This is a genomic window from Pseudomonas sp. ICMP 460, assembly GCF_002723595.1.
GTDB lineage: Bacteria > Pseudomonadota > Gammaproteobacteria > Pseudomonadales > Pseudomonadaceae > Aquipseudomonas > Aquipseudomonas kitaguniensis.
This window is the reverse complement of sequence record NZ_LKBR01000030.1, coordinates 25843-37991: the sequence shown is the minus strand read 5'-3', so window position 1 is coordinate 37991 and position 12149 is coordinate 25843. Positions and strand designations below refer to the sequence as shown.

The 12149-nt window shown below is 58.9% G+C and carries 9 protein-coding genes; all 9 read left to right on the top strand.

The window, feature by feature from the left end:
* Nucleotides 1–29 precede the first annotated feature (29 nt).
* The 9 genes from rseP to dnaE all read left to right on the top strand — a co-directional run bounded on the left by rseP (nucleotide 30) and on the right by dnaE (nucleotide 12147).
* A complete protein-coding gene (gene rseP / locus AO240_RS19380) occupies nucleotides 30–1382 on the top strand; it encodes a sigma E protease regulator RseP (RefSeq protein ID WP_099238417.1) in 1353 nt (450 codons plus the stop codon).
* Nucleotides 1383–1456: 74 nt separating this feature from the next.
* Nucleotides 1457–3844 (top strand): outer membrane protein assembly factor BamA, encoded by a 2388-nt coding sequence (bamA, locus tag AO240_RS19375; protein WP_099238415.1) that lies wholly within the window; start codon nucleotides 1457–1459, stop codon nucleotides 3842–3844.
* 45 nt (nucleotides 3845–3889) lie between these two features.
* On the top strand, nucleotides 3890–4393 hold the full coding sequence (locus AO240_RS19370) for an OmpH family outer membrane protein (protein WP_003189173.1): 504 nt from the start codon (nucleotides 3890–3892) through the stop codon (nucleotides 4391–4393).
* A gap of 3 nt (nucleotides 4394–4396) precedes the next feature.
* The gene (gene lpxD / locus AO240_RS19365) at nucleotides 4397–5452 is read left to right on the top strand and encodes a UDP-3-O-(3-hydroxymyristoyl)glucosamine N-acyltransferase (RefSeq protein WP_099238413.1); all 1056 of its coding nucleotides are present in this window, start codon (nucleotides 4397–4399) and stop codon (nucleotides 5450–5452) included.
* Nucleotides 5453–5563: 111 nt separating this feature from the next.
* Complete coding sequence (gene fabZ / locus AO240_RS19360; protein ID WP_003172281.1) at nucleotides 5564–6004, top strand: 3-hydroxyacyl-ACP dehydratase FabZ; 441 nt, start codon at nucleotides 5564–5566, stop codon at nucleotides 6002–6004.
* Nucleotides 6001–6777 (top strand): acyl-ACP--UDP-N-acetylglucosamine O-acyltransferase, encoded by a 777-nt coding sequence (gene lpxA / locus AO240_RS19355; RefSeq protein WP_099238411.1) that lies wholly within the window; start codon nucleotides 6001–6003, stop codon nucleotides 6775–6777. The genes fabZ and lpxA overlap by 4 nt, the downstream gene beginning before the upstream one ends.
* 2 nt (nucleotides 6778–6779) lie before the next feature.
* A complete protein-coding gene (gene lpxB / locus AO240_RS19350) occupies nucleotides 6780–7919 on the top strand; it encodes a lipid-A-disaccharide synthase (RefSeq protein WP_099238409.1) in 1140 nt (379 codons plus the stop codon).
* Between the two features lie 2 nt (nucleotides 7920–7921).
* The gene (rnhB, locus tag AO240_RS19345) at nucleotides 7922–8548 is read left to right on the top strand and encodes a ribonuclease HII (RefSeq protein WP_177445845.1); all 627 of its coding nucleotides are present in this window, start codon (nucleotides 7922–7924) and stop codon (nucleotides 8546–8548) included.
* A 77-nt stretch (nucleotides 8549–8625) separates the two neighbouring features.
* Nucleotides 8626–12147 carry a DNA polymerase III subunit alpha gene (gene dnaE / locus AO240_RS19340; protein ID WP_058412412.1) on the top strand — a complete coding sequence of 1174 codons (3522 nt, stop codon included), beginning with the start codon at nucleotides 8626–8628 and terminating at the stop codon, nucleotides 12145–12147.
* Nucleotides 12148–12149 lie beyond the last annotated feature (2 nt).

Sequence of the window (12149 nt, the reverse complement as noted above, 5' to 3'; positions counted from 1 at the left end):
GGCACTGGATTGGAATGCGGAGAAATTAGATGAGTGCGCTCTACATGATTGTCGGCACCCTGGTCGCTCTGGGTGTTTTGGTGACCTTCCACGAGTTCGGCCACTTTTGGGTGGCACGTCGTTGTGGCGTCAAGGTACTGCGCTTTTCCGTCGGTTTCGGCATGCCGTTGCTGCGCTGGCACGACCGACGTGGCACCGAGTTCGTGATTGCGGCCATTCCGCTGGGCGGCTACGTCAAGATGCTCGACGAGCGCGAAGGCGAAGTGCCCGCGGAGCAACTGGACCAGTCCTTCAACCGCAAGACCGTGGGTCAGCGTATCGCTATTGTGGCAGCCGGGCCGATTGCCAACTTCCTGTTGGCGATGCTGTTCTTCTGGGTATTGGCCATGCTGGGCAGCCAGCAGGTGCGCCCGGTGATCGGCGCGGTCGAGGCGGACAGCATGGCGGCCAAGGCCGGGCTGGTCGCTGGGCAGGAAATTGTTTCTATTGATGGCGAGCCGACCACAGGCTGGGGCGCCGTCAATTTGCAGTTGGTGCGCCGCATGGGTGAAAGCGGCACCATCCATGTGCTGGTGCGCGAGCAGGATTCGACTGCCGAAACCCCGCGCGAGCTGACCCTGGATCACTGGCTCAAAGGGGCGGACGAACCCGACCCGATCAAGTCGCTGGGGATTCGCCCATGGCGTCCGTCGCTGCCGCCGGTGCTCGCCGAGCTGGATTCAAAAGGCCCGGCGCAAGCCGCAGGTCTGAAAACCGGCGACCGCTTGCTGGCCCTTGATGGTCAGCCGCTGGGCGACTGGCAGCAAGTAGTCGACCTGGTGCGTGTACGTCCTGATACCAAAATTGTGCTGAAAGTTGAGCGCGATGGTGCTCAAATCGACGTCCCCGTGACCCTGTCGGTTCGCGGGGAAGCCAAGGCGGCCGGGGGTTATCTCGGTGCCGGGGTCAAGGGTGTCGAATGGCCGCCATCGATGGTGCGCGAGGTCAGCTTCGGGCCTGTAGCGGCGATTGGCGAGGGTGCAAAACGCACTTGGACCATGAGTGTGCTCACCCTGGAATCGCTCAAGAAAATGTTGTTCGGCGAGCTCTCGGTAAAAAACTTGAGTGGACCGATAACCATTGCTAAAGTGGCGGGCGCTTCTGCCCAGTCGGGTGTCGCGGATTTCCTGAATTTCCTGGCTTATCTGAGTATTAGCCTTGGAGTTCTGAATTTGCTGCCCATTCCTGTATTGGATGGGGGGCATCTGTTGTTTTATCTGGTCGAGTGGGTGCGTGGTCGCCCCTTGTCGGATCGGGTGCAGGGTTGGGGGATACAGATCGGTATCAGTTTGGTGGTCGGAGTGATGTTGTTAGCTCTGGTCAACGATCTGGGACGACTGTAACGCTTCGCTGAATTGCGAATCTGCCGCATTTTGCGGCAGTTTGTTTATTGCCAGTTGGAATAAGAAAGGACTTCATGAAACGTCTGCTGCTAACTGCGGTTCTCACCGTATTGATGATCGCCGAAGTTCACGCCGAGTCCTTCACTATCTCCGATATTCGCGTCAACGGCCTCCAGCGGGTTTCCGCCGGTAGCGTCTTTGGTGCCTTGCCGTTGAACGTCGGGGAACAGGCGGATGATCGTCGCCTGGTGGAATCCACTCGTGCGCTGTTCAAAACCGGGTTCTTTCAAGATATCCAGCTGGGTCGCGAAGGCAACGTCCTGGTCATCACCGTCGTTGAGCGACCTTCTGTCGCCAGTATCGAGATCGAGGGCAACAAAGCGATCTCCACTGAAGACTTGATGAAGGGCCTCAAGCAATCCGGCCTGGCCGAGGGCGAGATCTTCCAGCGCGCCACCCTTGAGGGTGTGCGTAACGAACTGCAACGCCAGTACGTTGCCCAGGGTCGCTACTCCGCGAGCGTGGAAACCGAAGTGATCCCGCAGCCTCGTAACCGTGTCGGCCTCAAGGTCAACATCAACGAAGGCACCGTGGCCGCGATTCAGCACATCAACGTGGTGGGTAACACCAAGTTCGCTGATGACGACCTGATCGACCTGTTCGAGCTCAAGACCACCAACTGGTTGTCGTTCTTCAAGAACGACGACAAGTACGCCCGTGAAAAACTGTCCGGTGACCTGGAGCGTCTGCGTTCCTACTACCTGGACCGCGGCTATATCAATATGGATATCGCTTCGACTCAGGTGTCCATCACCCCTGACAAAAAGCACGTCTACATTACCGTCAACGTCAACGAAGGCGAGAAGTACACCGTTCGTGACGTAAAACTCAGTGGCGACCTGAAAGTACCTGAAGACCAGGTCAAGGCGCTGTTGCTGGTGCAGAAGAACCAGGTGTTCTCGCGCAAGCTGATGACCACCACGTCCGAACTGATCACCCGTCGTCTGGGTAACGAAGGCTATACCTTCGCCAACGTCAACGGCGTGCCGACCCCGCACGATGATGACCACACCGTGGACATCACCTTTGTCGTCGACCCAGGTAAGCGTGCCTACGTGAACCGCATCAACTTCCGTGGCAACACCAAGTCTGCCGACGAAGTGCTGCGCCGCGAGATGCGCCAGATGGAAGGTGGCTGGGCGTCGACTTACTTGATCGACCAGTCCAAGACACGTCTTGAGCGCCTGGGCTTCTTCAAGGAAGTCAACGTCGAAACTCCGGCCGTACCGGGTGTGGATGACCAGGTTGATGTGAACTACGCGGTTGAAGAACAGGCGTCGGGTTCGATCACCGCCAGCGTCGGCTTCGCACAGAGTGCCGGCCTGATCCTCGGTGGTTCGATCACCCAGAACAACTTCCTCGGTACCGGTAACAAGGTTTCCATCGGTCTTACGCGCAGCGAATACCAGAGCCGATATAACTTCGGTTATGTCGACCCCTACTGGACTGCTGACGGTGTGAGCCTGGGCTATAACGCCTTCTACCGCACCACCGACTACGACAAGCTCAACACCGAACTGGCGAGCTACGCTATCGATAGTTTTGGTGCGGGTGTGAACATCGGCTACCCGATCAGCGAAACGTCGCGCCTGACCTTCGGCTTGACCGCGCAACAGGACAAGATCAAGACCGGTGTTTACACCGTGGACGAAATCTTCAACTTCACGCAGCAAGAAGGTGATCAGTTCCTGAACTTCAAGGCTTCGGCCGGTTGGTCTGAATCGACCCTGAACAAAGGCGTACTGGCGACCCGTGGCCATTCGCAGAGCTTGACTGCGGAAGTCACAACACCGGGCAGCGACCTGTCGTTCTTCAAACTCGACTACCGTGGCCAGTTGTTCCAGCCGCTGAGCGATAACTACACCATGCGCCTGCACACTGAGCTGGGTTATGGCGACGGTTATGGTTCGACCAGTGGTCTGCCGTTCTACGAGAACTACTATGCAGGTGGTTTCAACTCGGTTCGTGGCTTCAAGGACAGCACTTTGGGCCCACGTGGTACGCCAAGCCGTGGTGAAACGATCACCGGTAACCGCGGCACCATCGCGGACTCCGACAACGACGCTACGCCATTCGGTGGTAACGTGTTGATCCAGGGTGGTGCGGAGATTCTGTTCCCGCTGCCATTCGTCAAGGACCAGCGTTCGTTGCGTACTTCGGTCTTCTGGGACGTGGGTAACGTATTCGACTCCAAGTGCCAACAGGTCAGCAACCCGAGCGGCGTGAAGTCTCAGACTCAGTGCAACGACGTGAGCCTCAGCAACATGGCAAGCTCCGTTGGTGTTGGCGTGACCTGGGTGACCGCGCTTGGCCCATTGAGCTTTGCTCTGGCCATGCCGATCAAGAAACCGGATAACGCTGAAACCCAGATTTTCCAATTCTCCCTCGGCCAGACGTTCTAAGCGTCTGACCCAAGATAACGACAACGGATTCTGTAGGAGTGCATCGTGCGTAAGTTGACTCAATTGGTTCTGCTGGCAACTGTGCTGGTAACCACCCCGGCCTTCGCCGAAATGAAAATCGCCGTCCTGAACTATCAGATGGCCCTGCTGGAGTCCGATGCGGCCAAGCGTTACGCAGTGGACGCCGAGAAAAAATTCGGCCCACAACTGACCAAGCTGAAGACTCTGGAAAGCAGCGCCAAGGGTATCCAGGATCGTCTGGTCGCCGGCGGCGACAAAATGCAACAAGGCGAGCGCGAGCGTCTGGAGCTTGAATTCAAGCAAAAGGCCCGTGACTACCAGTTCCAGTCCAAAGAACTGAACGAAGCCAAGGCTGTTGCAGACCGCGAAATGCTCAAGCAGCTCAAGCCGAAACTCGACAGCGCTGTGGAAGAGGTCATCAAGAAAGGTGCCTTCGACCTGGTGTTTGAGCGCGGCGCCGTGATCGACGTCAAGCCTCAATACGACATCACCCGTCAGGTGATCGAGCGCATGAATCAGCTGAAGTAAGCCATGACCGCAACTATCAAACTCGGCGAGTTGGCCGAGCTCCTGGGGGCCACCTTGCGTGGCTCCAGTGAGAAAGAAATCACTGGGCTAGCCGCCTTGCAGGAGGCTGGCCCAGCTCAGTTGAGCTTCTTGGCAAAGCCCCAATTCCGTAAATACCTGGCCGACAGCCAAGCCGCAGCCGTGTTGCTGACGGCCGCCGATGCCGAAGGGTTTACCGGGGATGCGCTGGTGGTGGCTGACCCTTACCTGGCTTTTGCCAAGGCGTCGCACCTGTTCGCTCCAAAACCCAAGGCCAGCCCCGGTATTCATCCGTCTGCGGTGATCGCCGATGATGCCGTGGTTGATCCTGCGGCCAGTATTGGCGCATTTGCAGTGATCGAGAGCGGCGCGCGCATTGCCGCCGGGGTAACGGTCGGCGCACATTGTTTTATCGGTGCGCGCTGTGAAATCGGCGCCGATGGCTGGCTGGCCCCGCGCGTGACCCTGTACCACGGCGTGCGTATTGGTGAGCGGGTGGTGATTCAGTCCGGCGCCGTCATCGGTGGCGAAGGTTTTGGCTTTGCCAATTCCAAAGGTGTTTGGCACAAGATTGCCCACGTCGGCGGCGTATTGATCGGCGATGACGTGGAAATCGGCGTGAACACCGCCGTCGATCGCGGGGCCTTGGCCGATACGTTGATCGGTAACGGCGTGAAGCTCGATAACCAGATTCAGATTGCGCATAACGTGCAGATTGGCGATCACACCGCCATGGCCGCCTGCGTGGGCATCTCCGGCAGTGCCAAGATTGGCAAGCATTGCATGCTTGCCGGTGGCGTTGGGCTGGTGGGGCATATCGAGATTTGCGACAACGTGTACATTACCGGCATGACCATGGTGACCCATTCAATTACCGAGCCTGGGTCCTACTCTTCCGGTACGGCCATGCAGCCAGCGGCTGAATGGCGCAAAAGTGCCGCACGTTTGCGCAAGATCGACGATATGGCCCGACGCCTCAAGCAGGTCGAAAAGCGTGTCGAGGACGTGACCCCTGGCGGTAATGCTTCATCTGAAGGCTGATACCATTTCCATATCAAGTGTGCACAGCCGCTAGACTGCCTCCTTGATTTGCTAGCGGGGCGTGCGTTTAGTCGCCCGCCCCCAATCTTTATTACAGGCTTCCCCCCCGAAATGATGGACATCAACGAGATTCGCGAATACCTGCCTCACCGTTACCCGTTCCTGCTGGTGGACCGTGTAGTGGACCTCAACGTCGAGGAAAAGCGCATTCGTGCCTACAAGAATGTCAGCATCAACGAACCGTTCTTCAATGGTCACTTTCCTGCGCATCCAATCATGCCGGGCGTATTGATCATCGAAGCGATGGCGCAGGCTGCCGGTATCCTTGGTTTCAAAATGCTCGACCTCAAGCCTGCCGACGGTACGCTGTATTATTTCGTGGGCTCCGACAAGCTGCGCTTCCGCAACCCGGTCACGCCGGGTGACCAGTTGATCCTCGAAGCCAAGTTCATCAGTTGCAAGCGCCAGATCTGGAAGTTCGAATGCCAGGCCTCGGTGGACGGCAAGCCTGTGTGCTCCGCCGAGATCATCTGCGCGGAACGCAAACTATGAGTTTGATTGACCCTCGCGCAATCATCGATCCGTCGGCCGTTCTGGCCGCCGACGTTGAGGTCGGCCCTTGGTCGATCATCGGCGCAGGTGTTGAAATCGGCGAGGGGACTGTCATCGGGCCACACGTGATCCTTAAAGGTCCGACCCGGATTGGCAAACACAATCGTATCTACCAGTTTTCCTCGGTAGGCGAAGACACCCCGGACATGAAGTACAAGGGTGAAGAAACACGCCTGGTAATCGGTGACCACAACATCATCCGTGAAGGCGTGACCATCCACCGTGGCACCGTGCAAGATCGTGCGGAAACCACCCTGGGTGATCACAACCTGGTCATGGCCTACGCACACATTGGTCATGACAGTGTTATTGGTAACCACTGCATTCTGGTCAATAACACTGCGCTGGCCGGCCACGTGCACGTTGACGACTGGGCAATTTTGTCCGGTTTCACGCTGGTGCACCAGTATTGCCATATCGGCGCCCACAGCTTTTCCGGCATGGGCACCGCGATTGGCAAGGACGTGCCGGCATTCGTCACGGTATTCGGTAACCCGGCCGAAGCGCGCAGCATGAACTTTGAAGGCATGCGCCGTCGCGGGTTCAGCGAAGACGCGATTCACGCCCTGCGCCGCGCTTACAAGGTGGTGTACCGCCAGGGGCTGACGGTTGAGCAGGCGTTGACCGAGCTGACCGAGCCGGCAGCGGTGTTCCCGGAGGTCGCAGTATTCCGTGACTCGATCCAGGCATCGACTCGTGGCATCACCCGCTGATCATGGCTAGTCTGCGTATTGCGCTGGTGGCCGGAGAAGCATCCGGCGATATTTTGGGCGCAGGCCTGATGCGCGCGCTCAAGGCTCAGCACCCAGCGGTCGAATTCATCGGTGTGGGTGGGCCGCTGATGCAGGCCGAAGGCCTCACGTCTTACTTTCCCATGGAGCGCCTCTCGGTCATGGGGCTGGTGGAAGTGTTGGGCCGTTTGCGTGAGCTGCTGGCGCGCCGCAAGCTGCTGATTCAAACCCTGATCGAAGAAAAGCCCGACGTGTTCATTGGCATCGATGCGCCGGACTTCACCCTCACTATCGAACTCAAGTTGCGTCAGGCCGGTATCAAGACCGTGCACTACGTCAGCCCGTCCGTATGGGCGTGGCGACAGAAGCGCGTGCTTAAAATCCGCGAAGGCTGCGACTTGATGCTGACCTTGCTGCCCTTTGAGGCCAGGTTCTACGAAGAGCAGGGCGTGCCGGTGCGGTTTGTCGGGCACACCCTGGCCGACACCATTCCATTGCACGCTGACTGCGCCGCCGCGCGTGCCGAGCTGGGCTTGCCCGATGGCCCGCTGGTGGCGCTGATGCCGGGCAGTCGTGGCGGCGAAGTCGGTCGCCTCGGCGCTTTGTTTTTTGATGCCGCCGAACGCCTGCAGGCGTTGAAGCCTGGTCTGCGTTTTGTGTTGCCGTGCGCCAGCCCGCAACGACGCGCGCAAATCGAGACGCTGCTTGAGGGGCGCAACCTGCCGTTGACCTTGCTTGACGGCCAGTCGCACCTGGCCCTTGCGGCTTGCGACGCGGTGCTGATCGCCTCGGGCACTGCCACGCTGGAGGCCTTGCTCTACAAGCGGCCCATGGTTGTGGCTTATCGCCTGGCGCCGCTGACCTTTTGGATTTTGAAACGCATGGTCAAAAGCCCTTACATCTCTTTGCCCAATTTGTTGGCCCAGCGCCTGTTGGTGCCGGAGTTGCTGCAGGACGATGCAACCCCAGAGGCCTTGGCGCAGGCGCTGTTGCCGCTGATCGACGGTGGCGAGGAGCAGACCCGTGGCTTTGACGACATCCATCGCACCCTGCGCCGTGATGCGTCAAACCAGGCGGCGGATGCCGTGCTGAGCTTGATCGGCCACAAACAGGAAACCTTATGACCGTGCAAATGGGCCTGGATTTCAGCCTGGTCGCGCAAGCCCACGAACTGGTGGCCGGTGTTGACGAAGTAGGGCGCGGCCCGCTGTGTGGCGCGGTGGTCACGGCAGCGGTGATTCTGGACCCGAACCGTCCGATCCTCGGCCTTAATGATTCGAAGAAGCTCACCGAAGCGCGTCGCGAAAAGCTCTACGACGAGATCTGTGAAAAAGCCCTGAGCTGGCATATCGCTCGGGCCGAAGTCGAAGAAATCGACACATTGAACATCCTTCACGCGACCATGCTGGCCATGCAGCGCGCGGTGGAAGGCCTGCACATTACACCGAAAATGGCGATGATCGACGGCAACCGCTGCCCCACACTGGCGATGCCGTCAGAAGCCGTGGTCAAGGGTGACAGCAAGGTGCCCGCCATCGCTGCCGCATCGATCCTGGCCAAGGTCAGCCGTGACCGTGAAATGGCCGCGTTTGAATTGATCTACCCCGGTTACGGCATCGGTGGCCATAAGGGCTACCCGACGCCCGTTCATCTGGAAGCATTGGCTCGCTTGGGGCCTACGCCTATCCACCGGCGCTCGTTCGCCCCGGTTCGCCAGGCTTACGCGCTGCGCGAGAGCCTCAGCGAGGTTTAGTCGCGAGGCTGATGTTTTTGCCAAGGCCCGGTACAATCCCGGGCCTTGTTGTTTCTACGTTTTTGCACAGGATCACTATGCCGGCTTCATTCGTTCACCTGCGCCTGCACACTGAATATTCCCTGGTCGACGGCCTGGTACGGATCAAACCGCTGGTCAAAACCCTGGTGGGCATGAACATGCCCGCGGTAGCGGTTACCGATCAGAACAACATGTGTTCCCTGGTCAAGTTCTACAAGAACGCCATGGGCGCCGGCATCAAGCCGATTTGCGGCGCCGACCTGTGGCTGTCCAACAAAGACCCGGATAACCCTTTGAGCCGCATCAGCCTGTTGGCGATGAACGGCGTTGGTTATCGCAACCTCACCGAACTGATTTCTCGCGGTTTTATCGACGGCCAGCGCAACGGCTCGATCATCATCGAGCGCGAGTGGGTGGCCGAGGCGAGCGAGGGCGTGATCATGCTCTCGGCCGCCAAAGAGGGCGAGGTGGGTATCGCGCTGTTGGGCGGCAACCCTCAGGAAGCCGAAGTGCTGGCCCGCGAGTGGATGCAGGTGTTCCCCGACCGCTTCTACGTGGAGGTCCAGCGTACCAATCGGCCGAATGATGAAGAGCACCTGCATGCCGCGGTAGCACTGGCCGACAAGCTGGGCGCGCCGCTGGTGGCGACCAACGATGTGCGTTTTATCAAGAAAGAAGATTTCGAGGCCCACGAGACGCGTGTGTGCATTGGCGAAGGCCGTGCCCTGGATGACCCGCGCCGGTCGAAGAACTACAGCGAAGAGCAGTACCTCAAAAGCGCTGAAGAGATGGCCGAGTTGTTCAGCGACCTGCCCGAAGCGCTGGAAAACTCCGTCGAGATCGCCAAGCGCTGCAATATTGAAGTGAAGCTGGGCAAGCACTTCTTGCCCAACTTCCCGATCCCCGATGGCATGACCATCGATGAGTACTTTCGCAAGGTGTCGTTCGATGGTCTGGAAGACCGTCTGAGTGTGCTGTTGCCCAAGGACACCACTGAGGACTACGACGCCAAGCGCCAGGTGTATGTTGACCGGCTGAATTTCGAGCTGGATATCATCATCCAGATGGGCTTCCCCGGTTACTTCCTGATCGTAATGGACTTTATCCAGTGGGCCAAAAGCAACGGCGTGCCGGTAGGTCCGGGCCGGGGTTCAGGTGCTGGCTCGCTGGTGGCGTATGTACAGAAGATTACCGACCTCGACCCGCTGGAATATGACCTGCTGTTCGAACGGTTCCTGAACCCGGAACGGGTTTCCATGCCCGACTTCGACGTCGACTTCTGCATGGACGGCCGTGACCGCGTGATCGAGTACGTGGCCGAGAAATATGGCCGCAACGCGGTCAGCCAGATCATCACCTTCGGTTCCATGGCCGCCAAGGCGGTAATCCGCGACGTGGCGCGGGTGCAGGGCAAGTCCTACGGCCTTGCGGACCGCCTGTCGAAGATGATCCCGTTCGAAGTCGGCATGACCCTGGAAAAAGCCTACGAGCAGGAAGAAATTCTGCGCGACTTTATCAAGGTCGATGAAGAAGCCGCCGAAATCTGGGACATGGCGCGCAAGCTCGAAGGCGTGGTGCGTAACGTCGGTAAACACGCCGGTGGCGTGGTCATCGCGCCGACCAAACTCACCGATTTTTCGCCGATCTATTGCGATGAAGAAGGCGGCGGCCTGGTTACCCAGTTCGACAAGGATGACGTGGAGGCGGCTGGCCTGGTGAAGTTCGACTTCCTCGGCCTGCGCACCCTGACCATCATCGATTGGGCGCTGAAGACGATTAACCGCGAGCGCGCCAAGGTTGATGAGGCGCCGCTGGATATCGCGTTTATCCCGCTGGACGACAAACCGACGTACCAGTTGCTGCAAAAAGCCGAAACCACGGCGGTGTTCCAGCTTGAGTCGCGCGGCATGAAAGAGCTGATCAAAAAGCTCAAGCCCGACTGCCTGGAAGACTTGATCGCACTGGTGGCGTTGTTCCGCCCAGGCCCGCTGCAATCGGGCATGGTGGATGACTTCATCAACCGTAAGCACGGCCGCGCCGAGCTGGCGTACCCGCACTCCGACTACCAGTACGAAGGCCTCAAGCCGGTACTGGCACCGACTTACGGCATCATCCTGTATCAGGAACAGGTGATGCAGATCGCCCAGGTCATGGCCGGCTACACCCTCGGCGGCGCCGACATGTTGCGGCGTGCCATGGGTAAGAAAAAGCCCGAGGAAATGGCCAAGCAGCGCGGCGGTTTCATTGAAGGTTGCGCGACTAACAATATCGACGCCGACCTTGCCGGTAACATCTTCGACCTGGTGGAAAAATTCGCCGGTTATGGCTTCAACAAATCCCACTCCGCCGCCTACGGCCTGGTGTCGTACCAGACCGCTTGGCTGAAAACCCACTACCCGGCGCCGTTCATGGCGGCAGTACTCTCGGCGGATATGCACAACACCGACAAGGTCGTGACCTTGATCGAAGAAGTGCGCACCATGAAGCTGCGCCTTGATGCGCCGGACGTGAACGCCTCGGAGTTCAAGTTCACGGTGAACGACGAAGGCCGCATCATTTATGGCCTGGGCGCGATCAAAGGTGTGGGTGAAGGCCCGGTGGAGGCAATCACCGAAGCGCGCCAGCACGGGCCGTTTAAGGACCTGTTCGATTTTTGCGCGCGGGTGGACCTCAAGCGCATCAACAAGCGCACCCTCGATGGGTTGATCCGCAGTGGTGCACTCGACCGCCTTGGCCCGTATTTCCATGATGAGCCGAAGGCTTACCAGGCGAATATCGACCGCAATCGCGCGGTGCTGCTGACCGCCATGGAAGAAGCGATCAAGGCCGCCGAACAGACCGCGCGCACCCACGACAGCGGCCACGCCGACCTGTTTGGCGGGCTGTTTGTGGAGGAAGATGCCGACGTCTATGCCAACCATCGCAAGGCCAAGGACCTGACCCTAAAGGAACGCCTCAAGGGTGAGAAAGACACCTTGGGCCTGTACCTCACCGGCCACCCGATTGACGAATACGAAGGCGAAATTCGCCGGTTCGCACGTCAGCGCATCATCGACCTGAAACCGGCGCGTGACACCCAGACCGTGGCCGGGATGATCATCGCACTGCGCGTGATGAAAAATAAAAAGGGCGACAAGATGGGCTTTATCACCCTTGATGACCGCTCGGGCCGCATCGAAGCGTCGCTGTTTGCCGATGCGTTCCACTCGGCGCAGTCGCTGTTGCAGACCGACGCGATGGTGGTGGTAGAAGGCGAGGTCAGTAATGACGACTTCTCCGGCGGCCTGCGCCTGCGGATCAAGCGGGTGATGAGCATGGAAGATGCGCGCACCAATTTGGCCGAAAGCCTGCGTTTGAAGGTCAAGACCGAAGCGCTCAAGGGCGATCAGCTACGCTGGTTGGGTGACCTGCTCAAGCGTCACCGTGGCGCGTGCCCGGTGACCATGGAGTACACCGGCAACGACGCCAAGGCCATGTTGCAGTTTGGTGAGACCTGGCGAATTGATCCCGCAGATGGCTTGATTCAAGCTTTGCGTGACCAGTTCGGCCGTGACAACGTCTTCCTCCAATACCGTTGATG

Excerpts from the sequence above, each read along its gene's own strand:
- fabZ (WP_003172281.1), top strand. The coding sequence starts at position 5,564 with ATGATGGACATCAACGAGATTCGCGAATACCTGCCTCACCGTTACCCG.
- rseP (WP_099238417.1), top strand. The coding sequence starts at position 30 with ATGAGTGCGCTCTACATGATTGTCGGCACCCTGGTCGCTCTGGGTGTT.
- lpxB (WP_099238409.1), top strand. The coding sequence starts at position 6,780 with ATGGCTAGTCTGCGTATTGCGCTGGTGGCCGGAGAAGCATCCGGCGAT.
- bamA (WP_099238415.1), top strand. The coding sequence starts at position 1,457 with ATGAAACGTCTGCTGCTAACTGCGGTTCTCACCGTATTGATGATCGCC.
- lpxD (WP_099238413.1), top strand. The coding sequence starts at position 4,397 with ATGACCGCAACTATCAAACTCGGCGAGTTGGCCGAGCTCCTGGGGGCC.
- dnaE (WP_058412412.1), top strand. The coding sequence starts at position 8,626 with ATGCCGGCTTCATTCGTTCACCTGCGCCTGCACACTGAATATTCCCTG.
- lpxA (WP_099238411.1), top strand. The coding sequence starts at position 6,001 with ATGAGTTTGATTGACCCTCGCGCAATCATCGATCCGTCGGCCGTTCTG.